General features: G+C 42.2%; 24 protein-coding genes. 3 read left to right on the forward strand and 21 right to left on the reverse strand.

All coding sequences use genetic code 11. The annotated features are described in order from the left end of the window. Positions 1-47 precede the first annotated feature (47 nt). The 3 genes from LQ216_RS18010 to msrA are packed head-to-tail and all read right to left on the reverse strand — an operon-like array spanning position 48 to position 1,555. Positions 48-539, reverse strand: a complete 492-nt coding sequence (locus tag LQ216_RS18010; protein WP_230130810.1) for a PTS glucose transporter subunit IIA — start codon at positions 537-539, stop codon at positions 48-50. A 55-nt stretch (positions 540-594) separates the two neighbouring features. After that, entirely contained in the window at positions 595-1,029 is a 435-nt protein-coding gene (gene msrB / locus LQ216_RS18015; RefSeq protein WP_230130811.1) for a peptide-methionine (R)-S-oxide reductase MsrB, read from the reverse strand. Next, positions 1,022-1,555, reverse strand: a complete 534-nt coding sequence (msrA, locus tag LQ216_RS18020; RefSeq protein ID WP_117308100.1) for a peptide-methionine (S)-S-oxide reductase MsrA — start codon at positions 1,553-1,555, stop codon at positions 1,022-1,024. Before msrA ends, msrB begins: the two co-directional genes overlap by 8 nt. A 176-nt stretch (positions 1,556-1,731) precedes the next feature. On the opposite strand from msrA, the gene LQ216_RS18025 reads away from it, so the two are divergent. Then, complete coding sequence (locus tag LQ216_RS18025; protein WP_230130812.1) at positions 1,732-2,481, forward strand: DUF4397 domain-containing protein; 750 nt, start codon at positions 1,732-1,734, stop codon at positions 2,479-2,481. A gap of 739 nt (positions 2,482-3,220) precedes the next feature. On the opposite strand, the gene LQ216_RS18030 is transcribed toward LQ216_RS18025, so the two are convergent. The 4 genes from LQ216_RS18030 to LQ216_RS18045 form a co-directional block, all read right to left on the reverse strand. Beyond that, positions 3,221-3,802, reverse strand: a complete 582-nt coding sequence (locus LQ216_RS18030; RefSeq protein ID WP_230130813.1) for a YpmS family protein — start codon at positions 3,800-3,802, stop codon at positions 3,221-3,223. 2 nt (positions 3,803-3,804) lie between these two features. Next, complete coding sequence (locus LQ216_RS18035) at positions 3,805-4,641, reverse strand: SGNH/GDSL hydrolase family protein (RefSeq protein ID WP_230130814.1); 837 nt, start codon at positions 4,639-4,641, stop codon at positions 3,805-3,807. A 200-nt stretch (positions 4,642-4,841) separates the two neighbouring features. After that, positions 4,842-5,429 (reverse strand): SCO family protein, encoded by a 588-nt coding sequence (locus LQ216_RS18040; protein ID WP_230130815.1) that lies wholly within the window; start codon positions 5,427-5,429, stop codon positions 4,842-4,844. Positions 5,430-5,522: 93 nt separating this feature from the next. Then, positions 5,523-6,509: a nucleoside hydrolase gene (locus tag LQ216_RS18045; RefSeq protein WP_230130816.1), complete on the reverse strand. Its 987-nt coding sequence runs from the start codon at positions 6,507-6,509 to the stop codon at positions 5,523-5,525. A gap of 167 nt (positions 6,510-6,676) precedes the next feature. Here LQ216_RS18045 and LQ216_RS18050 point away from each other — a divergent pair, with 167 nt between their 5' ends. Beyond that, positions 6,677-7,186, forward strand: coding sequence for a PCYCGC domain-containing protein (locus LQ216_RS18050; RefSeq protein WP_230130817.1), 510 nt, complete (start codon positions 6,677-6,679; stop codon positions 7,184-7,186). 78 nt (positions 7,187-7,264) lie between these two features. On the opposite strand, the gene LQ216_RS18055 is transcribed toward LQ216_RS18050, so the two are convergent. The 8 genes from LQ216_RS18055 to LQ216_RS18090 form a co-directional block, all read right to left on the reverse strand. Then, positions 7,265-8,113 (reverse strand): DegV family protein, encoded by an 849-nt coding sequence (locus LQ216_RS18055; RefSeq protein ID WP_230130818.1) that lies wholly within the window; start codon positions 8,111-8,113, stop codon positions 7,265-7,267. A 170-nt stretch (positions 8,114-8,283) separates the two neighbouring features. Then, positions 8,284-9,030, reverse strand: coding sequence for a twin-arginine translocase subunit TatC (tatC, locus tag LQ216_RS18060; protein WP_117308092.1), 747 nt, complete (start codon positions 9,028-9,030; stop codon positions 8,284-8,286). Positions 9,031-9,137: 107 nt separating this feature from the next. Then, complete coding sequence (locus LQ216_RS18065; protein ID WP_117308091.1) at positions 9,138-9,329, reverse strand: twin-arginine translocase TatA/TatE family subunit; 192 nt, start codon at positions 9,327-9,329, stop codon at positions 9,138-9,140. A gap of 169 nt (positions 9,330-9,498) precedes the next feature. Further along, positions 9,499-10,767 (reverse strand): threonine ammonia-lyase IlvA, encoded by a 1,269-nt coding sequence (gene ilvA, locus LQ216_RS18070; protein ID WP_230130819.1) that lies wholly within the window; start codon positions 10,765-10,767, stop codon positions 9,499-9,501. 308 nt (positions 10,768-11,075) lie between these two features. Continuing rightward, entirely contained in the window at positions 11,076-11,564 is a 489-nt protein-coding gene (locus LQ216_RS18075; protein WP_230130820.1) for a dihydrofolate reductase, read from the reverse strand. Beyond that, on the reverse strand, positions 11,561-12,355 hold the full coding sequence (locus tag LQ216_RS18080; RefSeq protein WP_117308088.1) for a thymidylate synthase: 795 nt from the start codon (positions 12,353-12,355) through the stop codon (positions 11,561-11,563). Before LQ216_RS18080 ends, LQ216_RS18075 begins: the two co-directional genes overlap by 4 nt. A gap of 45 nt (positions 12,356-12,400) precedes the next feature. Beyond that, the gene (locus LQ216_RS18085) at positions 12,401-13,126 is read right to left on the reverse strand and encodes a toxin (protein WP_230130821.1); all 726 of its coding nucleotides are present in this window, start codon (positions 13,124-13,126) and stop codon (positions 12,401-12,403) included. A 535-nt stretch (positions 13,127-13,661) separates the two neighbouring features. Then, entirely contained in the window at positions 13,662-14,276 is a 615-nt protein-coding gene (locus LQ216_RS18090; RefSeq protein ID WP_230130822.1) for a YpjP family protein, read from the reverse strand. Between the two features lie 398 nt (positions 14,277-14,674). Here LQ216_RS18090 and ggt point away from each other — a divergent pair, with 398 nt between their 5' ends. Continuing rightward, positions 14,675-16,339: a gamma-glutamyltransferase gene (gene ggt, locus LQ216_RS18095; protein WP_230130823.1), complete on the forward strand. Its 1,665-nt coding sequence runs from the start codon at positions 14,675-14,677 to the stop codon at positions 16,337-16,339. Positions 16,340-16,527: 188 nt separating this feature from the next. Here the strand turns inward: ggt and LQ216_RS18100 are convergent, their stop codons facing one another. The 6 genes from LQ216_RS18100 to LQ216_RS18125 all read right to left on the reverse strand — a co-directional run bounded on the left by LQ216_RS18100 (position 16,528) and on the right by LQ216_RS18125 (position 23,845). Continuing rightward, positions 16,528-17,313: a class I SAM-dependent methyltransferase gene (locus tag LQ216_RS18100; RefSeq protein WP_230130824.1), complete on the reverse strand. Its 786-nt coding sequence runs from the start codon at positions 17,311-17,313 to the stop codon at positions 16,528-16,530. Between the two features lie 57 nt (positions 17,314-17,370). Next, complete coding sequence (locus tag LQ216_RS18105) at positions 17,371-17,805, reverse strand: BrxA/BrxB family bacilliredoxin (protein ID WP_230130825.1); 435 nt, start codon at positions 17,803-17,805, stop codon at positions 17,371-17,373. A 358-nt stretch (positions 17,806-18,163) separates the two neighbouring features. Continuing rightward, a complete protein-coding gene (gene ilvD / locus LQ216_RS18110) occupies positions 18,164-19,885 on the reverse strand; it encodes a dihydroxy-acid dehydratase (RefSeq protein WP_230130851.1) in 1,722 nt (573 codons plus the stop codon). A 176-nt stretch (positions 19,886-20,061) separates the two neighbouring features. Next, positions 20,062-21,189 (reverse strand): conserved virulence factor C family protein, encoded by a 1,128-nt coding sequence (locus tag LQ216_RS18115; RefSeq protein WP_230130826.1) that lies wholly within the window; start codon positions 21,187-21,189, stop codon positions 20,062-20,064. Positions 21,190-21,317: 128 nt separating this feature from the next. Then, on the reverse strand, positions 21,318-23,204 hold the full coding sequence (locus LQ216_RS18120) for an ABC-F family ATP-binding cassette domain-containing protein (protein ID WP_230130827.1): 1,887 nt from the start codon (positions 23,202-23,204) through the stop codon (positions 21,318-21,320). Further along, entirely contained in the window at positions 23,201-23,845 is a 645-nt protein-coding gene (locus LQ216_RS18125) for an HD domain-containing protein (protein ID WP_230130828.1), read from the reverse strand. The genes LQ216_RS18120 and LQ216_RS18125 overlap by 4 nt, the downstream gene beginning before the upstream one ends. Between the last annotated feature and the right edge of the window lie 16 nt (positions 23,846-23,861).

Below are 23,861 nucleotides of genomic sequence, written 5' to 3' on the forward strand. Positions count from 1 at the left end.
CAACAAAAAACTCCAATCCCCTGTAAAGGGCCGGAGTTTTTTCATTGTTATTTCGCCTTGATTGTCAGAAGTGGTGTTTCTCCTCTTTGCAATTGAGTCTCCGTTGTCTTTTCGATACTTTCAACGGCATCTCCATTCGTAATGATGATCGGTGTTAGCGTACTGCTTGCTTTTTCCTTGATGTTTCCAAGATCGAATGTAATCAGTTTATCGCCTTTTTTAACTTTGTCGCCTTCTTTGACGAAGCTCTCGAAGCCTTCACCGTTTAAGGAGACTGTTTCTAAACCGATATGGATCAATATTTCGATGCCACCTGCCGTCACTAGGCCGACCGCATGCTTGGTTGGAAAAACCTGCACCACCTTTGCGTCGAGCGGTGCTACCACGACGCCTTCTGTTGGTTCAATCGCCAGCCCATCACCCATCATTTTCTCTGCAAAAACAGGATCCGGTACGTCTTCAAGCTGTACAAGCTTCCCCGTTAAAGGGGCAGTCACGATTTCCTCTTCCGCCTTCTTGCCGAACAATTTTTTAAACAAACCTTACACCAACCTTTAATGATAGATTGCCGATATTATTCTGTTGCAATTATTGTTAATTAAATAACTTTGTGTATTCCCCGTACCCTTCTTTTTCGAGGTCTTCTACAGGGATAAACTTTAATGCTGCGGAATTGATGCAATAGCGTAACCCCGTCGGTCCCGGCCCGTCATTAAAAACATGCCCTAAATGGGAGTCAGCTGTTTTGCTGCGTACCTCCGTGCGTCTCATTCCAAAGGTTAAATCCGTTTTTTCGGTCACTTCTTCCTCTTCTATCGGTTTTGTAAAGCTCGGCCATCCACAATCGGAATCAAATTTATCCTTTGAGGTAAACAAAGGATTTCCGGAAACGATGTCGACATACAATCCCTCTTCTTTATGATTCCAAAATTCATTACGAAAAGGTGGCTCCGTCCCGTTATTTTGCGTTACTTCATATTGTAATGGATTCAGTTTTTGCTTTAATTCTTCTTTATCAAATTTACTCATTCGATTCACCCCAATGTTTGTCAATAAACCCAGCCCGGCCCGAACCAACGCGGTAAGCGTTATAATGTGCCGACCGTTTTTTGTAGTAGTCCTGATGATATTCCTCAGCTGGATAAAACTCTTTCACCGGTAAGATCGGTGTTACAATTGGGCGGGAAAAACGACCGCTCTCTTGCAAGTTAGCCTTCGATTGCTCGGCGATTTGTTTTTGCTCTTGGCTATGATAGAAAATCGCAGTCTGATACGAACTTCCCCGATCACCAAATTGGCCGCCTTCATCAGTAGGGTCAATTTGCTGCCAAAACAATTCAACAAGTTTTTCGTATGGATACACTTCAGGATCAAACGTTATTTGAACTGCTTCAAAATGACCGGTTGTGTCAGAGCAGACCTCTTCATAGGTTGGGTTTGCTTTTGTGCCACCGGTATATCCGGATATGACGGATTCAATTCCGGGCTGTTCGTGGAACGGTTTTACCATGCACCAGAAACAGCCGCCGGCAAAAGTTGCTTTTTCAACTGTCATTGCTACCATCCTCCATTTCAGCTAAAACCCTTATCTATCTAATGAATTTTATCGTTTTTTACTAACGATGTAAAATGATTTGCAATATCCAATTTGACTATATGTTTTTTCTGACACCTGCCCACGTCCACGTGCATACTTTGTTAGGAAATGAGAAATGAATAGGAGGGAAACGGATGCCAAACAAAAATAGCGATCATTATTTCCATAAAGCGGCGAAGTATGACTTGCTCGCCAACTATTATAAATACACACGTCCCGATTTGCATGTCCACTATTACCAAAAACATTTGCAAAGCATGGAGAAAGCTATGAGTCCAAAGACACGGCAATACCAGCCTGATCAGAATGCTGCTAAGGTTCGTTTTCTACACGGATCCCCAGACGGGCCGAACGTGGATATTTTTATAAATGAACTGCGTGCGTTCAAGGATATCCCTTACAAAACACTCAGCAACTATTTATCAGTTCCTGCAGGAAATTACCAAATTGATATTTATCCGACAGGAGAAATGATTTCTGCCTTATTAAGTTACAAATTAAAGATAAAAAGCGAAACGTTCTATACACTGGCTGCAGCGGGTGCGGCGGATAACTTAAGGCTGGCCACCATTGAGGACAATCCTTTTGTACCGGAAAGAGAATCCAAAGTGAGGTTTGTCCACTTATCATCCGATGCTCAAGCCGTAGATATCGCTGCCAAAAATGGTGATGTCGTATTTCGGGGTTTACCTTTTAGAAGAGGCACGAGTTATCTTGGATTGACTCCAATGGTTGTCGACTTTGAGGTCCGTGCAGCAGGCACGAGCGAGACGGTTCTTGAGCTTCAAGGACAACAGTTTGACCCGGATACTGCCTATACTATTTTTCTGGTAGGATTTGCAGGCAAATCACCGGAATTAGAGGCAGTCAGAGCTACTCCATAAGTCTTCTTGTATATTGCACAAATTCAGATCATCGAGCACAAATTTCGATTATCGAGCACAAATCCTGATCATCGAGCACAAATTCTGATTATCGAGCACAAATCCTGATCATCGAGCACAAATTTCGATTATCGAGCACAAATCCTGATCATCGAGCACAAATTCTGATTATCGAGCACAAATTCCGATCATCGAGCACAAATTCCGATTATCGAGCACAAATCCGGATCATCGAGCACAAATTTCGATTATCGAGCACAAATCCGGATCATCGAGCACAAATTCCGATCATCGAGCACAAATCCGGATCATCGAGCACAAATTCCGATTATCGAGCACAAACCCTGATCATCGAGCACAAATTCCGATTATCGAGCACAAATTCCGATCATCGAGCACAAATCCGGATCATCGAGCACAAATTCCGATTATCGAGCACAAATCCTGATCATCGAGCACAAATTTCGATTATCGAGCACAAATCCTGATCATCGAGCACAAATCCGGATCATCGAGCACAAATTCCGATCATCGAGCACAAATTCCGATCATCGAGCACAAATTCTAATAATCGAGCAGAAACCCGAATTATCGAGCACAAATGTGGATATTCGAGCAGAAAATTCAAATTAGCATTCACAAATTGAGTTACTCGGTCACAAATTAGGATTAGCGAGTAAAAATTAAGAAGGTATAGCTAAGGCCTGGCATTTTGGATACCACTCCTTGTCGCTATACCTTATTCTTTAGATGGAACCGTCAGCAAAAACGAAATGTCATCATTTTTTAAATCAAATTTCTTGGCTTTAATTCTGGCATCGCTATCCAACTCCATATTCTGCAAGGATATATATATCAATTCATCATCCGGTTGAATACTAACCCATTCAGGTGTTTTATAGCGATTATTGACAAAATTCAACACATATGACACCGGCAGGTTCATTTGCCCAAGTGATATCGATTTTTGCCGTAAAATGAGATCGCCATTTTCTAGTGCTTCCGGTTCAAACGATAATTTAAGCTCCATATCTTCCCCAAATACAGGAAGCGTTCCGAACAGCTCGACATCATCCTTTAGATATACTTCATAATGAATCGGCCCGGTCATACCTTCTTTAGCCAAATATCGGTTTATCAGCCTGTTCAGATCACTTTTATTCGTATTCACTTGAAATTCAATGTCATCTTCTCTTGAAATCCCCGGTTTAATTTCCCGATCATCTGCAGGTAAGACAGCCAGGATGAAAATTGTTAAGAAAGCCAAAAGATTTAAAACAAGCAAGCCAAAAAATAAATACTTCCACTTTCGTGTTTTCATTGTTATTCCCCAATCCCTTTCGCACTAGCCTCCAGTGTATCCTCACCGAATTTGTTAACTTCCATATTTTTATAAATCCGTGCAGCAATCAATTCATATCCGCGGTCATTAGGATGAAAATAATCTTCTGAAAAAAGCAAATCCTCTTTTGACTTACTAAAAATATCTCCTATCTCTATAAAATAGGCGTCATCGTAGTCTGTGATGATTTCTTTACCGCTTTCATTCCAATCATTCATGATAAAATCCAATTCCTTAAATGAAGTCAGCCACTTGGAAAATGGATTATATAAGCCGACAAGATATATTTGCGCATTGCCATTATATGAACGGACTTTGTTAATTATCTTTGTTAATCTTTCTTCATACCCTATTTTTGCTTGTTCAAACTGAGCTATCGTTAGATTCGAGAAGTTTTCACGCACAACCTTCATAATATCATTGCCGCCAATAGTAATGACCACTGAATCCGCTTTTTCGATGTCCTCCCGGAGCAGGTTGCTGTCAAGCCTTTTCAACAGTTGGTCTGACCTGTTGCCCCGCTTGCCGTGATTGATCAAATGGGCAGCAGTTATCTGTGGTTCCTTCTCTAACCGGTTCCTTAAATACGGCAAATATCCGCCAGCTTTCGTGCTATCTCCTACCCCTTGAGTAAGTGAATCTCCAATCGAAACAATCTCGATCGGATCAGGAAAGAACGCTAACGGAACTGCCTCTTTCTTAACGAGACTTGTGCTTTTATATTGGCCCGCCATACTTTCCAGATAAGTTGGCCTCATGTGGGAACAAGCTGATAGTAATATAGCACACAAGAAAAGATAGGTGATTTTTGTCTTCATTGCTCTCACCTTCCTTCATAATTATCTATATTATATCACCAATCTCATTTTACTATCTGTCATACCGCAATGACATCTATCTTATTTTATTGTATTAGCCTAGACATGATTCTGTGCGGGTCAAAAGAAAAGCGGAAGCGCCTTGCAAGTAAAGAACATCGACTTGGCAAACATAAAAAACAGGCCGGATGCGACCTGTTTTACTGATTTTGCAATATTTTAATGTGTTTAATGATTTCCTCAAAAGGGTCCTTGTTGAGACCGGTATAATACCGGATGATCTTCCCTTCCTTATCGATTAAATAAAAATCGGTTCCATGGATCACCTGGTCTTCGGCTTCAGGCTTTTGGACAATCGTCTTAAAATTGTCCATTGCGAACTCTTCAATTTCGTTTTGGGTGTATCCCGTCAGAAAATGCCAATTTGAAAAATCCGCATTGAAGCTTGCCCCAAATTCCTTTAAAACCTGTGGTGAGTCCACTTCGGGATCAACGGAAAAAGAAACAAATTCAACATCTTTAATCCCCTCATCGTTTAATTGTTGTTGAAGCTGTGCCATATTGGATGTCATGGGAAGACAAACATCCTCACAGCTTGTAAAAATAAAATCAGCAACCCAAACGCGCCCGTCCAGATCACTCTTCGAAAAGGGTTTCTCTTCTTGATCCGTAAATGTAAAGCTTTCCACATCCCAGTTTTTAGCGTCAGGTACTCCGTTTGAACCGCAGCCGGAAAGAACCAGACCTGCCACCAGAACAACTGCTAATAACAATTGAAGCTTCTTCATTCCTTAACCATCCTTTATGTAATCGGTTCGTCATCTATTCATTCTAGCAGACGAACTAATGGTATGGAAGAATAATATTGTTATGGTTCAGGTTTATAAAAACGATTGTTTATGGTTAGCCTTAGAAATAAATGTTTCCACAAAGGAATTAATATATCGGGCATAGTTAAAGTCAACCGCAACTTTATGGCTGGGATAGTCTGCTTTGATCCTTCTTTCACGAAAGTCACCGATTGTTTGGCCAAAGCTTTCGCCTTTATTCGTAATGATTTTTACAGGAACCTCCTTGAACCTTACATCACCCGGTTTTTCTAACGCCCATATCACCAAAAGATCATGAAGCGGAGTCCCTGCAATCGTAGGCATCATTTCTTTGTAGGCCTGATAGTAATACGTATAGATTTGCATCGTGATTTCAGCCATCTGGTGATCGACTTGTTTTATAACGGAATGGACGTATTCGATAATAGGAGGAGTAACAATGGCTTGGTGTGTCACGTTTAAAGGAAAGACATTTATTTTGACCGGAGAATTTGTAAAAACAATGTTGGCCGCGTAAGGATCTCCGTATATGTTCGCTTCTGCGACAGGAGTTACGTTGCCGGGATAGTGGAAAGCGCCTCCCATAATATAAATCTTATTGATTTTTTTCATCACGTTTGAGAAAAAAATAAACGCGGTAGCAAGAGATGTCAGTCTCCCCACCGAAACAATCGTTAATTCGTCCCCGTATTTGTTAATGAGTGGAACGATTTCATGGAAATTCTCGAAATTTGATCCCATTTCTTCCGGGATTTCAAACGGTCCGAGTCCTCCCTCACCATGTATCGTCGGATAATACTCAGGCTCACTTCCCGTTAGCGATTTCGAAGCACCACCGACAATCGGGATGTCTGTAATATCAAACAGCTGCTGAAGGAATCTTGCGTTTGCAACCGCTTTCTCTTTTGATACATTCCCGTAATCCGCGACAATCCCGACAACATCAATCTGTTTGGAATAATAAGAATAAATTAAAGCGAAAATATCGTCTATTCCAAAATCACCGAAAAATAAAACTTTTTCTCCCAATACAGTCACCGCCTTGAATCGATATACTCTTTATATATACATTTTATCCCAATTAGTGTTTAGGAAAATGCTGCTTAGGAATTGTGGCTAAATTCGCAACGAATAGGAATAATCGTATTTCCCATATGATTATATGATAAGATGTACCCGATTAAATATAAAAGCAGGTGATCGTTTTGAAAAAGAAATATACTATTTTCACTTCAGTGTTTTTTTCAGTTTTTCTAATCGTAGCTGGGTGCGGAAACGAACCTACCGAACATTCGGAAAGTAAGGAGAATGCTCATTCTGTAGATCAGCAACATAAGGGTGATATTCATGAAGAAACAAAGTCAGCCGACGATATGCCTCAATTTTTAGATGGAAAACCTGAAGATTTGACCGCGATCTATGCAGAAGCCGCTAAATACCAAGACCTTCTGGAGCATATTCCATGCTACTGCGGCTGCAGTGAATCAGCCGGCCACCGTGATAATTATGATTGCTTCATTCATGAAAACAAAAAAAACGGCGCCATCGTCTGGGATGACCATGGCACTAGATGTGACGTTTGTGTTGTAACGGCAGCGGAGTCTATTAATCAATTTAATGAGGGCAAAAGCATGAAGGAAATTCGGCAGTATATTGATGATAAGTATAAAAAAGGATTCCCCGAGCCAACACCGACTCCGGTGCCTGAAGCCTAATGAGCCCCAATGATTTTAAAAGGGACCTCCGATCCGGAACTGGATCGGGGTCCCCTTTGCATTTATGTTCTTATCAACTTACTCAGGGTCCCAGTAATACATAAGGGCCATTGCTCCCTCACCTGCATGCGTGCTAATAACAGGTGTCGTTACCTCAATGGTGATGTTTTCAAATCCTGATACTTCTTGAACAGCTTTTCTTACTTTTTCGGATAGTTCCAGGCCATTGGCATGGGCAATTGAAACACCCTTTAAAACTTTGCCTTTTGTATCATCTACAAACCGATTAAGCAGATTTTTGATGATCTGCGACTGGCTGCGTGCCTTTGAAACGGGATGTAAAACACCGTCCTCAAGAATAGCGATAGGCTTAATGTTTAATAAAGAACCGAAGAAGGCAGAAACCTTTCCGATTCTTCCTCCCTTTGCCAGATTTTCAAGGGTGTCAATGACAATGATCAGGCTTGTCTGATTTCTTATTTTAGTCAATCGTTCTGTTATTTCAACGGCAGTCTTGCCTTCCTGTGCCATTTTGGCAGCTTCAATTACTTGAAAGGACAGTGCTTTTGAAATGAATTGAGAATCGATAACCGTCACCTTTGTTTCTGTCATTCCGGCTGCGCTTTCAGCGGAACGGAACGTACCGCTCATGCCTCCGGTCATATGAATGGAAATGACTTCACTTCCGTCAGCTCCAAGCTTGTTGTACACATCAATAAAAGCACCCGTGGACGGCTGTGAGCTTTTCGGCAGTTCTCTCGCATTTCTCATTTTCTCCAGGAAATCGTTCTGTTCAATTTCAATTTTATCTAAATAAACCTCGCCATCAATCGAAATAGATAGCGGTATCATTTCAATCTCGTATTTCTTAAGTTCTTCCACAGTCATATCCACCGTGGAATCCGTTACAATTTTCACTTTACCCATCAATTCACTTCCCTACATTTACAATTCTCTTTGTATTATACCTATTCACACCTACCATTCAAACTATTTATACGCAAAATGAAGGAATTTTCACTAAATCTCCAAAATTGTAAAGAAAACACGCCATTTAGCGATTCTTTTAAGGCAGGGATGATTAGACATCATTGCACTTATTCTTCTGTTTCATATTCCGATTCAAGCAATGCTTCCTTTTTTTGCTTTCTTTTAAAGACGATCTTAGAAAGTGAAATGCTGATTTCATACAAAAGCAGCAAAGGAACCGTCACTAAGAAATCTGACATGAAGTCCGGGGGAGTGATCGTGATCGCAATCAATACGAGTACAAAATACGCGTATTTTCTAAGCTTTTGCAGAACGTATGGATTAATGACGCCAATGGAAGTAAGGAACATCGTTACCGCTGGCAGCTCGAATAAAATCGCAAAAGGCAAAGTCATAGTCAAAATGAAACGAAAATATTTATCGGCGGTAAAATTCGTCACAAACAGATCGCCGCTTAAATCAAGCAGGAAGTCTAATACGGTCGGGAAGATGACAAAATATCCGAACGCAAGCCCCCCGATAAACAGAATGAATAAGGCCGGAATATACGATAAAGTGATTTTTACTTCATTTGGCATCAACGCAGGTTTAACAAATAGCCAAAGCTGGAAAGCGAATACGGGAATCGTAATTGTGATTGCAATAACGGATGAGATCATGAAATACACCCAGATAATGTCACTTGGTCCTAAGACGGACAATTTCATTTCCAGATCCTCAACCAGCCATTTATAGATATCTTCGACGAATATGAATCCCAGTATAAAAAAGACCAAAAAGGAAACCGCGACGATGATCAGCCGTTTTCTTAATTCACCTAAATGGTCGACGAGGTTTAATTCTTTGTCTGCCAAAATTGATCCATCCTTCTTTTATGGTAAGGAACTCTTGGAACGCAAGAATCTGCATTGTTCCCGAATAAAAAGGTGTAAGACAGCTTCATCTCACACCAATTGCCCTTCTATGATTTTGACGCATTCTTCTTCTCATCTTCATCCATTGTGTCGCTCGTCAGTTCGCGAGTCGATTTCTTGAATTCGCGCAGAGTCTGTCCAAAGGCTTTCCCGATTTCCGGCAGCTTCTTAGGACCAAAGATGATCAAAGCGAGTACAAGAATTAAGATTAAGCCCGGAACACCAATATTTGAAAACATGGAAACATCCCCTTTAGGTATTTAATACAATCTACTGTTAGTATAGTATTTATTATTACTATTTGAAAGCATATGGCAAATTCTTCATAGTTCGTTCACAATTTAATCATGTTGATGTGTCGTGGAAATACTCTACTATTCTACCTGAAGGTTGAAGGATATTCCAGCTTTAGATTAATAAATGAAATAAATTACTGTTTTTATTAACTTCCACAAAAGGAAAGCCCTTCTGCTCCATCCGCGAAATCAGCCCTTGGTAATCGCCTTGTTTTTTTAACTCGATTCCGACCAGGGCCGGCCCGTTTTCTTTATTATTTTTTTTCGTATATTCAAATCTTGAAATATCATCGTCAGGTCCGAGCACTTCATCAAGGAATTCACGCAAGGCACCGGCCCGCTGCGGGAAATTGACGATAAAATAATAAAGCAATCCCTCATAGAGCATCGACTTCTCTTTAATTTCCTGCATTCTCCCGATATCATTATTGCCGCCACTAATCACACAAACAATCGTCTTCCCTTTAATCTGCTCGCGATAAAAATCAAGAGCCGCAATAGAAAGCGATCCTGCTGGTTCCGCAACAATCGCGTGTTCATTATATAAATCAACAATCGTTGTGCAGACCTTGCCTTCCGGAACGACGACAATATCATCGACAAGCTCACTGCAAATCTGATATGTCTTTGTTCCCACACATTTGACAGCCGCTCCATCAACAAATGTATCGATCGTCTTGAGGCCTTCCACCTTGCCTAGATTGATGGCATGTCTCATGGACGCTGCGCCCTCAGGCTCTACGCCAATGCACTTTGTTTTAGGTGAGATACTCTTGAAATAAGTAGACAGACCCGCCATTAACCCTCCGCCACCAATTCCTCCAAAAACAAAATCAATTTTCTCATCACAATCATTCAATATCTCTACTGCCACAGTCCCTTGCCCTGCCATAACCAGTTCATCGTCAAACGGGTGAATAAAGGCTCGGCTCTCCTTTTCGGCACAAAGTAACGCCTGCTCGTAAGCATCATCGTATGTGTCGCCCGTTAAGATGATTTCAATGCTTTCTTTTCCGAATAGTTCTACCTGGTTCACCTTTTGTCTTGGTGTCGTAGCCGGCATGAAAATCTTCCCATGAATTCCTAAGGCACTGCATGCATAAGCGACCCCTTGAGCGTGGTTGCCGGCGCTTGAGCAAACAATTCCGTTTTTTATCTCGATCTCAGTCAAGCTTTTCATTTTATAGTAAGCCCCGCGTAGCTTAAATGATCTGACATGCTGCAGGTCTTCACGTTTTATATAAACATTACAATTGTATTTTTCAGACAAACGGTTGTTCTTTTGCAAGGGAGTATGGTAAATGATATCTTTCAACTCTTTATATGCGATTAGAATATCCTCAATGTGAAGCAACTTGGTTTCAGAAGTTGTCTGATTCATTGTATCCCTCTTTCTCTTCACTGTTATTTAATTTGTAAATTATAACACTTTAGCTTGGTAAAACAACAGATTTTTCTAAAAATTCTTATAAGAAAATTAGCAGCTTCATGCTTACGTCGATGCCGGCTCTAATAAAAACACCACATCCTGCGACGAAGTCTTTGGCAAACGCAATTTTGAGTTTGGATAATAAATGCCTCAGGTCGGATAATAAATCGCTAGTTTGGATAGTAATGCCGAGTTCGGTTAATAAATGCCTTAGTTTGGACCAAAAAAGCCGCCTCAAATGACTGAGGCGGACTTAGATATTATTTTTTTCTTTCCAAAATAATAAAGTCGTGCGGATAACGGTTTTTTTCATCAACCGTGCCTGGTGTTAATGATCGCTGCACCCATTCTGTTTCTTGGATTTCAGGAAAATAAGTATCTCCCTCAAAGGCATGATGGATTTCAGTAATATAAAGCCGGTCTGTGACAGGAAGGATTTCTTTGAAGATTTCCGCCCCGCCGATCACGAATAGCTCCTGGGCCGAAGAATCAGCCAGCTGTTTGACATCGTCGATGGAGTGCAGAATCGTCACTCCTTCGGCGTCAAATTCAGCATTGCGGGTCACGACAATGTTTTCCCTTCCTGGCAGCACACGGCCGATTGACTCAAAGGTTTTGCGTCCCATCACAATTGGATGCCCCATTGTCACGTTTTTAAAATACTGCAAATCCGCAGGCAGGTGCCACGGCAGCTGGTTGTCCCTGCCGATCAAGCGGTTCTCATCCATTGCGAGCATAAGCGAGATCATACGCTGACAACTCCCTTAATATGCGGATGTGCATCATAATCTTCGAGCACAAAATCTTCAAAAGAAAAGTCAAAAATGTCCGTCACTTCCGGATTAATTTTCATGACAGGTAGCTTCTTCGGCTCCCTTGTAAGCTGCAGGTTGACTTGTTCCATATGGTTCGAATAAATATGTACATCACCGAAGGTATGCACAAACTCGCCTGGCTTCAGTCCGGTAACCTGGGCGACCATCATTGTTAATAATGCATAGGAAGCGATATTAAATGGCACACCGAGAAAAACATCGGCAGAACGCTGGTATAGCTGGCAGGAAAGCTTTCCGTCCGAAACGTAAAATTGGAAAAACGCATGGCACGGTGGAAGCGCCATGTCTTCCAACTGACCAACATTCCAGGCACTTACGATCAGCCGCCTTGAATCCGGGTTGTTTTTAATTTGCTCGATTACCTGCGAGATTTGGTCGATCTGCCTTCCATCCGCTGTTCCCCATGAACGCCATTGATGGCCGTATACCGGTCCTAGTTCACCGTCTTCATCAGCCCATTCATTCCAAATGCGGACGCCGTTTTCCTGAAGATACTTTGCATTCGTATCACCTTTCAAAAACCAAAGCAGCTCATGGATAATGGCCTTAAGAGCCAGTTTTTTGGTTGTCAGCAGCGGAAAACCTTCTCCCAGGTCAAACCTCATCTGATAACCGAAAGTACTAATCGTCCCCGTGCCTGTCCGGTCCTGTTTCTCGGTCCCGTTTTCAAGGACATGTCTGCATAAGTCCAAATATTGCTTCATCGTAACCCACCTTTTAAAAATCTTCTTCTCTATTCTATCAGAATATCAGTCCAGTTGTTTGATGAAAAAATAAGTCTTCGGTGCTTTCGTTTGTAACTCCGTTTTATCGCGAGCGTTTTTATAATAATACATCGCAAAGGATTCAGCGAAGTATTCTTCAGGGTGGGTGAGAAAATAAGGCCGTCCCGGAAAAAGCTCAGGCGCTTCCTCTTTCCAGATGCGGAGAAACCCTTCATCTTCGCGGATATTCCCGTAGACGATCGTATCCAATGTATGCGCCAGCTCATGAAGCTCGAGGCTGACTGAGCCATGACCGCTTCCCTTTCCGCTCGCGCCTATCTTGATGAGAACATTTCTAGTTCCGCCCATTCCCGGCACATCATCCCATGTGTGTTCAGAATTTGTGTAGCCTCTCGGCTTTTCTCCTCTTAAATGCCTTGCTGACCGGTTATCGGTCAAACTGCCTGTGAACAACTTAATCCGCACATTGTTCTCGACTAATCGATCAAGCATGAACGGCGGAAGACTGTTGATGGTCTTTATAATAGAATACGCCTCTTCATTATTAAACACTGAATTGGAAAAGAGAAACAGGCGTTGAAGGTTTTGATTATCCTTGATTAGCTTTTTGTGCTTCAACGGGTTACTTTCCGGTAACTCGGCCCATGTGATCCCTTCTTCAGATGCAGAAGGAAGAGAATCAAATGAAAAGAGAGCGCCTAAAAGAACAGCCGGAAAAGCAAAGATAAAAGCCAGCTTCTTTATATTCATAATAATCCCTCTCTAAAGAAAAAAGTCTGCTCAAGTAGCAGAACTTCTTTTTGTTGATGTAATCTCAAATTGGTTCAGACAGCATCATTATCATGAAGATGCTCTGACATATATTAAAATTATAACATATGAAAATAAAAAAATAGTACGGCGACAAATGTTTAATAATTGGAAAAAGCAGCTTATTATGTGTCACGCTATGCGCGGCCCGCTCATATATAGATAGTATTCAGACTTACAAGGTGATTGGGATGAGACACTATCATAAACACGAAATAGTAAAACAGCACCCTGAACTTGCTGAAGATGTTTTGGACGTTTTCAGCCTAGAGTTATTCGTATACCTGGATTTACTGTTGTTTTCTGTATTTCTCGGCCTTTTCCTTTATCCGAACATGAATTCACTTTTGCCCGTTTTTATCGTACCTTTTGTCTTCTTCACGTTTTTTTCGCTTTTATTCCGATTCATGTGCAGAAGCACGTACAAAGAAGGACAGTCAAATTCCTGACTGTCCTTCTTTTATGCTGACTAATTTTAAGATAGATAGGCGTTATCCGCCCATTTAGGCGGGGTATTTTTATCCCAATAAAGCTTACCAAGCTCGTAATGGGTAATGAACTGGTCGTGATAGGTATGGTAATGAAAATTAAACCAATATCCTTTTTGGGGCGGATTTTCCTGTCTCACATGAAAACGGATTATATCCTCATTTGTCGTTTCATTATAAATATGAAAAATCTTCTCTCCCCTTCCAGTGGCCGGTTTTTCCGAAATAGCCAGCTGGATAAGTTCTTCCTCCGGAAACTGCAGGGCAATTTGGTCAATTGTTTCCTCCATTTTCGGCAGAATAACTTCTTTAAATTCATCTCCAATTTTCACATTGATTTTTTCGCCAAATTTCATATAAGAATTTCTCTCCGCCTTCTTAAGCATTTCTTCGACAAACAGTTCCCTCTTAACGGATTCCCTTTTATAAGAAGTCGCGTTATGCAGGAATTGTGTATCAGCTTCTTGTACGGAATCCTTTTTCGGACTCTTACCATCCTCCGCTTGCGCTAACCACTGAAAGTCGGAAGGGGTAACCAGCCCGAATGTTAAAATAGAAACTAAAACAACAAGACTTTTTTTCAACCAATTGGCCGCTTTCATGGCAACCCCTCCTTTCGAACTTCTTCTTGTTTTTGTGGATGCGTTTTTATATGATTCTAGTATACATGCCTTTTCGCTTTATTTCTAACCTTTATTCAAAAATGTTTTAATAGGACGAAAAAAGGATAATAATAAGTAGCTGAAGGCCATACTAATGTATAAACTAAGGGAGGCCCGTCATGGAGTGGTCAATTGCAATCGTTATTCTGAGCTTATTAATGTTAACTTATTTCGTTTACTTGTCATTTACTGATTAATATTAGACATACTACTATTTAAGTCCTTGTCATTTAATTGACAAGGTTTTCTTTTACCCTTCAAGCTGAAAAATCAATAACGAACTTTACGTTATTTTAAATTCATAACTAATCTTTTACATTTTAAGGGGGCTTATTAGCATGGCTTATCATGAAAGAGAAACGGCAACCGGTAAAGCCGGGATGGTCGTCACGGCCCATCCGGTCGCAACGGATGTGGGCGAAAAAATTTTAAAAGACGGCGGAAACGCGGTCGATGCGGCGATCGCGATCCAATTTGCGTTAAACGTCGTTGAACCGATGATGACTGGTATCGGCGGCAGCGGATTTATGATGGTTTATAACAAAAAGGTCAATGAAATAAAAATATATGACGGTCATGTCAGGGCACCAAAAGCCGCTCATCCTGAAATGTTTCTCGATGACAATAAAGAGGTCATCCCATTTAAAAAAAGGTCAACTTGTGCGACCGCTGTTGGCATTCCCGGTATATTGAAAGCGATGGAGGAAGCACGTAAAGCACACGGGACGAAACCTCTTTCCGAGCTTATTGAACCATCGATAGAGCATGCCGAACAAGGGGTGCCTGTTAACTGGGTATTATCTGATGCCCTGGAGAATTTCCATTACCGTTTAGGAGATGAAGCCCAGACCATCTTTTCACCAAATGGGAAAAAGATACAAGAAGGTGACATTTATAAAAAAGAAAATCTTGCAAAAACCTACCGGATTCTGCAGAAGGAAGGAATTTCGGCTTTTTATGAAGGAGAGATCGGAAAGGGAATCATCAAAGCTATAAGAAATCTTGGTGGGTTTATGGAGCTCAGCGATCTTGCCGATTACAAAATCACAGTGGACGAGCCTGTCTGGGGTACCTATAAAGACTACAAAATCGCGTCCTCGTATGCACCGAGTGCAGGCGGATTCGCATTAATCCAAATGCTGAAGATTCTGGAAGGATTTCAACTTGAACAGTACGGTGCAAGGTCCTGGGAAAAGTATTATTTAATCGCCGAAGCAATGCGCCTCACGTTTACTGATAAAAAAGCATTCTTTGCAGATCCTGAATTTGCAGACTTGCCATTGAAGGGGCTTCTTCATGAGGATTATCTGACTCAAAGGAGAAAGCTGATTAATTGGGAAAGCAGGAATTCGGAAATCGACTTTGGGAACCCATGGCAGTACGACACGGTAAAACAACGGGATATTGTCCAGCAGCCTGATGATGCAGATTTGAGTGAGACAACCCATTTTACCGTACATGACAGATGGGGAAATATCGTCGCTTGCACGTCGACAGTTGAACACCCATTCGGTTCCGGGATCATGGTTCCTGAATATGGTTTTATGCTGAATAATGAGCTTACCGATTTCGATTCGATACCGGGCGGCATGAATCAAGTGGAGCCGGGAAAACGGCCAGTCAGCTTTAAAAGCCCCACGATCATTTTTAAGGATGGCAAACCTGTCTTAACACTTGGCTCACCGGGAGGCCCGACCATTCTCAGTTCTGTTTCCCAAACGCTTATCAATGTCATAGACTTTAATATGAACTTAAAGGACGCCATTGAGGAACCGCGCATCTTCACGCCAATGGGACCGCATATCGAATGGGAGCAAGGTATGGACATGGTCAGCAAAGGCCGCCTCGAGTCCATGGGCTTTGCCTTCAATGAGGTTTCCCACAGTATCGGCAATGTCCAAGGCATCCAAATAGATCCTCATGACGGGACTTTATTTGGAGCAGCTGATTCCAGCCGGGAAGGAAAAGCTGCCGGGCTGACTGAGGAGGATTATCTTAATTAGCATAAGAAATGGCAGGCGGGTTGTGCGGTCTGCCATTTTTCTTTCCTTATAAGGCGAACAGTACTTTCGCGTAAATGGAGCGAACTTTCGCTTGAATCAGCACTATTTTCGCGTAAATCGCCATATTTTTCACTTAAATGGGCTCTTATTTCGCTTAAATCCTCATTTTTTCCGCTTAAATCAACTGCTCACTTATTTGCTTGCACGTCTATATAGCCAAAATGGAACTTTGAGGTTTTTCGTACAATGACTTGAAAACCAAACCGGGCAAATCTTTCGCTACGAAAATAGTCTTTCAGCACGACTTTCTGTTTTGCGACCCGCTTGGCTTCTTCGATTGTTTCCGCTAGCAGTTCATCTCTGGCCGCAAAATAAGTTAGCGAACGAATCCCGTCTGACTCTGCAATGTTTTCTTCAAACATCGGATCAAAATAAACGACATCAAAGCTGCCGGTTGAACATGACCGTAATACGTCCAGATGGTTGGATGTCTTAACGATCACTCTCCTTAAAGCGTGATCAATTGCTTCATTTCCCGACGACCATTCTTCAAGTCCCTCTTCGACCACAAACGAAAGCAGCGGGTTTTCCTCAATCCCTTGTACGTTCCCGTTTTTCCCCGCTACGAAGCTCGCAACGATAGCGTCCGCACCTAATCCAAGCGTACAATCGAGGACACTTGAACCATTTTGGATTCCGGCTGCATATACAAACGGATCTGGTTTCCCTTTTAGCAGCCTTTTGATTCTTAGCATGGCGACATTCGGATGAAAGAAAAAAGGTTCTGCCTGATTCACTTTATATAGTTCAAGCCTTTGTCTTCCAATAACTAAACAATCGCCACCGTGAATTCTTTGGAGCGAGGCCACCGAACGTTTCAGCCGCGGAACGTATCGCAGATCCAAGTACTCCGCCGCTTGCTTCGCTTTTTCTATCGTTTTATCATCGGTGCGTCCACCGGTAGTAACAAACATAATAAATCTCCCTGTCAATAGAAAAGAGAATGCCTTTTGACACTCTCTCCATTTTTCTTATGATAATTTTTCAAAAGCAGACATGAGGTTTTCCATAACCGCTTCCATTGGATGGTCTTCAATATCGTGCCGCGGAATGAAGTGGACGACTTCTTTTCCTTTCAAAAGTGCCATTGAAGGAGAAGAAGGTTCAATTCCTTTGAAAAACTCCCTCATTTTCGCAGTTGCCTCTTTATCTTGTCCAGCAAACACCGTCACCAAATGATCTGGCTTTTTATCAGAACCGAGAACCGCTTGTGTAGCTGCCGGACGGGCTAGCCCTGCTGCACAACCGCAAACGGAGTTTACAACGACGAGTGTCGTTCCCTCGGCATTATCCATATACTTCTCGACCTCTTCTTCTGTTTTCAGTTCGTTAAAACCTGCCTGTACAAGCTCCTGGCGCATTGGTACAACCATTTGTCTCATATATTCTTCATATGCCATTGACATAATATAACCTCCTGTTATCACATTTTCGTGTGGTAGTTTTAGCATACTACATCCTTTTATTATTGTGCAAAGGAGGCGTCTTGATAACTCATTGTTTAGTAAAAATTGTAAAGAGCTCCTTATTATTTAAATAAAAGTTTGATAATGGCAGAAACAGGCCAATCATCATGTATTTTATCTGTAAGGGGGTATTTTTTTACAAAATATGGCGATTAAACTGGAGACTTTTATCATTCAAACGAGAAACTTAATGATTCAAACGAAAACATAGCCCATTTAAACGAAACGTATATTCACCATATTTTTTTGCAGATTAAAAAACCAGGCCGAAAGCAAAAGCTTCCGGCCTGGTTCTCAATTAATAACTCTTCACTTCAGAACGTTCTTTTGCTGTTTCTTCTTCAAACAAATCCGTCACAGCACCTTTGGAGGCTGAAGAGACCAGTCTTGCGTATTTAGCTAGAGTTCCTCTTACGACCAAAGGCGGAGCCTGCCATTGCAGTTTACGCTCTTTGAGCTCTTCTTCGGTTAGCTGGACAGCAAGCTCTTGCTTTTCTGTATCAATCGTTACGATGTCACCTGTTTGAATCAGCCCGATCGGACCACCTGCCTGTGCCTCAGGGGCGATATGTCCGATGACAAGGCCATGTGTTCCTCCTGAAAAACGTCCATCGGTCAGCAAGGCAACAGATTCACCGAGGCCTTTTCCGACCAGTATCCCGGAAATGGAAAGCATTTCAGGCATTCCCGGACCTCCTTTTGGCCCTTCATAGCGAATGACGAGAACATCGCCCGCCTGTACTTGATCATTTAAGACCGCTGCCGTAGCACTCGGTTCATCGTCGAATACTTTTACGGGACCGCTCATAGTTTTCACTTTTAAACCTGAAACTTTGGCAACGGCTCCCTCTGGTGCCAGATTGCCTTTAAGGATCACAAGCGGGCCATCTTCCCGTAGTGGTGCGTCAAGCGGGTAAATGACTTCTTGCCCTTCAAGAAGATCAGGAAACGCTTCTAAATTTTCGGCAAGTGTTTTTCCTGTCACAGTTAAACAATCCCCGTGAAGCAAGCCGCCTTTTAATAAAAGCTTCATAACGGCAGGCACACCGCCGACATTAAACAAATCCTGCATAACATATTTGCCGCTTGGTTTAAGATCGGCAATATGAGGAACTTTCTTTTGCAGGCGGTTAAAATCATCCAGCGATAAATCGACTTCAGCTGAGTGAGCAATCGCCATTAAGTGAAGGATTGCATTGGTTGAACCGCCCAATGCCATTACAACGGTGATTGCATTTTCAAATGCCTTTTTCGTTAAAATATCGCGAGGATAGATATCTTTTTCAAGCAGATTATAGACGGCTTGTCCTGCCTTGAAGCTGTCATCATGTTTTTCATCTGTTTCTGCCGGATGGGAGGAGCTTCCTGGAAGGCTCATCCCAAGTGCTTCGATCGCGCTTGCCATTGTATTTGCGGTGTACATGCCGCCGCATGATCCGGCGCCAGGGCAAACATGGCATTCTATTTGGTGCAGGTCATCCCTGTCGATCGTTCCTGCATTATACTGACCTACCCCTTCAAATGCCGATACGATATCCACATCATTTCCTTTTAATTTTCCTGGTTTGATTGTACCGCCATACACAAAAACGGCCGGCAGATTCATCCGGGCAATCGCCATCATACAGCCCGGCATATTTTTATCACAGCCCCCGATTGCGACAAAGCCATCCAGGCTTTCCCCGCCAACAACCGTTTCAATGGAATCTGCGATCAAGTCACGGCTCGGCAAAGAATAACGCATGCCTTCCGTACCCATGGAAATACCGTCTGATACAGTAATCGTATTAAAAATCATCGGTGCTCCACCGGCTTCTTTAGCACCGGATTTTGCTTTTCTTGCCAGTTCATCGATATGTATATTGCATGGAGTTACTTCGCTCCACGTACTTGCAATGCCAATCATCGGTTTTTTAAAATCTTCATCGGTAAAGCCAACAGCCCGGAGCATCGCACGGTTAGGAACCCGAGTCTCTCCCTCGCTGATGACTTTGCTGCGGATTCTTAGATCTTTTGCCATCATAAAACCTCCATTTGTTTTCTTATCAATATAGAAAACTTTGAAGATAATTTCAACAATTTTCTCATAATTTTAAAAATATTATCTTTTGAAGATTTATTGTTGGACTTTTTGCGAAAAAAATGGCTTTGGGAATGATTTTACTTTTTCATTCTCAAAGCCATATATTCTGCTACTTATTGCTGTCTGGATTCGGTCATCTGCTTCCAAACCGAACCTTTTGCTTCTTCTCCAGTTTCGATCCGTTCGATTGCCATCTTCGCTTGCATCGCCACTTCGAACTCCGGATCATTTTCCGCGTTCTTCAGTGCCGCCAGTACTGTGGTATTACCGGATTCATATAAAAACATCGCGGCTCTCCATCTGACGAGTTTATTTTTATCTGAAAGCGCCTTCGCCATTTCATCCATTGCCTCTTCAAAGCCGAGATCTGACAGGCAGTCTCCCGCTGTTCGGCGGACGGGCGAACTTTTATCATGCAACCCTTTATAAAGTGCCGGCAGGACTGTTTTATCTTCTATCATCCCTAAGTAGACAACAGCCAGCCTTCTGATAGATACCTTGCTGTCATCCAATGCCTTTTCAAGCAGCGGAATATCCTCTACCGTTGGATCATCCATTTGATCAAGTGCCTGATAGCGCTTTTCCCAATCATCTTCGGCAAGCATTTCTTCCGTGAGTTTGATTTTATTCCTTTTAACGACTGTATCTTTTTTCTCATCGCTACTTTGGGCGGCCTTCACGAGCGTTTGCAATCTTTCCTTCGGATAAGCGGCGATGAGTTCTTCTGTCACCTCCGTGCCGATTGCGTCCATCTCACCGTAGCGGACACCGTAGTCCTTCCATTTTCGAAGGATCACGACATTGTCATCAGGAAGCTGGGCGTCTCCTACCGCTTTTACGAAATAGTCGGGAAGTGCGAATCTTTTTTCTGTCGTGCCGTCATTCATTTTTATTTGCATCGGAATCCCTTTGAATTGCTGAATGAGCACATATACCTCACCATAGTGGTCAAGCATCGTATTCTCGCCTTTTTCTTTGCCAGTATCCTCTCCAAAGCATTGACGGACTTTAATCAGGATTTCCTTCCAGTCGAATTTAGGATTTCGTTCCACGGCAAGAAAGTCTGCAACATGATAGACCCCTTTCACCCCGTCTATTTGGAGAATTTCTTTTATGACTGCAGGCGCGGAATCCGCCTGTTCTTTCTTGTAGTTATTGCTTTTTCCGGAAACAAGCTCTTCGGTTAAATTTATTTTCATTGTATTAGGGCTTGGTGTTGGTTCAATTGATTTTATTTGCAAGAATGCTCTCTCCTTTTTTAATGAATCAAGGACTTTAACACAAATTTTATCATAGTACCCGGTTAATATCAGTTCTGCGGATCCTCGGATTAATACATAGGCATAGGCTGCCTAATAGCCTATGCCTTTCATTCTTCCACTTTTTCCGCAAGATACTCCCAGCGCTCCATCATATTTTCAAGCTTTTCGTTCAGTTCATTCTCTTCGTCCGAAAGATCCTTTACTTTCCCATAATCACTGCCAGCGGAGGCCATTTCTTTGGAAATTGCGTTTAACCTTTCTTCAATCTCTTGCATATTGTCCTCGATTTCTTCCCATTCCTTCGCTTCTTTAAAAGTGAGCTTCTTCTTCTTTGTATTCTCATTCACCGGCGCAGTTGTTACAGAAGTTAGCTTTACACTGACAGCGGCCGTGGCTGCTTTCGATTCCTCAAGAAACTCGGAAAATTGTCCATAATATAAATCGACAACCCCCTCGCCCTTAAAAACAAACAGCTGGCTGCACGTCTTATCAAGAAAATAGCGATCATGCGAAACCGTGATGACTACGCCTGCAAACGATTCTAAATAATCCTCTAACACTGTGAGGGTTTGGGTATCGAGGTCATTTGTCGGCTCGTCCAGCAGCAGTACATTTGGAGCTGACATCAGGATTTTCAATAAATAAAGCCGCCTCTTTTCGCCGCCGGAAAGCTTTCGGATCAGCGTTCCATGGGTATTCATTGGGAAAAGGAATCGCTCGAGCATCGTCGCCGCAGAAATGTAGCTTCCGTCTTTAAGCGAAATCGATTCTGCCGTTTTTCGGATATATTCAATCATCCGCTGGTTTTCATCCAAGCCTTCATTTTCCTGAGAATAATAGCCGAGCTTAACGGTTTGCCCGATCTCGATTTCCCCATTATCGATCGTCTGTGTTCCTGATAGAATATTTAACAGGGTCGACTTTCCGGTACCGTTACTGCCGACAATCCCAATCCGGTCACCCGGCTTGAACAAAAAAGAAAATCGATTCAAAATCGGCATGCTTCCGAACGATTTTGATATTTCTTTCAGTTCCAGCACCTTTTTCCCAAGTCTTGAACCACTCAATTCAATTTCGAGGTTTTCCTTCGATTTTTTATTCTTTAAGTCATCATCTAATGTTTCAAACCGTTGAATTCTTGCCTTTTGTTTCGTTGACCTGGCTTTTGCACCGGTTCGAATCCAGGCCAGTTCTTTTTTGAACAAGCTTTCCTTCTTAGACCGCTTTAGGGACTCATTTTCTTCGCGGATCACTTTGCTCTCAAGGAAGTCGGCATAGCTACCTTTATATTCATATAAATCCCCTTGAGAAATCTCCCAAATTTTGCTGGAAACCCGATTAAGGAAGTAGCGGTCGTGGGTCACGAATAAAACAGATTGTTGGTAATTGCCCAGATAGTCTTCCAGCCAGGTAATGCTATCAAAATCTAAGTGGTTAGTAGGCTCATCGAGAATAAGTAAATCCGGGTTTTCAATCAATGTCCTGGCAAGCGCTGCCCTTTTCTTTTGCCCGCCTGACATTTCAGAAAGCTTTTTGGAGAAATCATATAGACCGAGTTTAGTCAGGATTGATTTGGCGTCGGCACTCGTGTCCCATGCATTGGTTTCGTCCATGGACTGTTGCAGCTTTAATAGCCGTTCCTGTGTGTTCGTATTTTCAGGATTGCTTTGTAAAAGCAGCAATGTTTTTTCATAATTCTTTATCAAGGAGAAGACCGGAGTATCAGCGGCAAATAAATATTCAAACACTGTCAGTTCTTCGTCAAAGACCGGGGCTTGTGATAAATAGGAGATCGTGTAGTCCTTTGGATGATCCTTTGTTCCTCCGTCGCTTTCGTCCAATCCGGAAATAATATTCAATAACGTGGACTTCCCCGTGCCATTCACGCCGATAATCCCAATTTTGTCGCCTTCCGTTATGGAAAAGGAGATATCCTTGAAAATTTGTTTCTCCCCTTGCATTTTTTCAAGATTCTCCATACTGAACACTTTCATAATCTAACATCCCATTCTTTATAAAATTGCTGTAAAAAAAGATGCATAACATCATGGCGTTCGGCTGCAATCTTTTTTGCCGTGCTCGTATGCAGCATTTCTTTTAATAATAGCAGCTTCTCGTAAAAATGATGAACGGAAGTACTATTGCCTGAACGGTATTCCTGTTTCGTCATATTCTCCCTGACTTGAATAGAAGGATCATACATTGGCTGTCCCTTTTTTCCGCCGTAAGCAAAGGTCCTGGCGATTCCGATCGCTCCTATCGCGTCAAGCCGGTCCGCATCCTGGACAATCTTTGCTTCAATCGATGGAAGATCGGAAATCCCTGCGCTAAAGGAAATCGTGGAAATAATCTTGATGATCGCTTTTTCCCGATCTTCAGACAAATTTATCTCTTTGAACCAGTTCAGGAGAATATCCCAACCAGCCTCTTCATTTTCATGTAACTTACCATCGGGAATATCATGCAAAAGCGCCGCCATTTCGACGACGAATAAATCCCCAGTAGCCTCCGAGCTTGCTATATGCAAAGAAAGCTTTCGTACCCGATCAATATGAAACCAGTCATGGCCACTCGCATCACTGCCAAGCTGGTTTTTTACGAACTCCTCAGCTTTCTGTATATAAGATTGATTCATATCATTCTCCTTTTGG

The sequence above is a fragment of the Bacillus sp. CECT 9360 genome, from assembly GCF_918741275.1.
GTDB lineage: Bacteria > Bacillota > Bacilli > Bacillales > DSM-1321 > Peribacillus.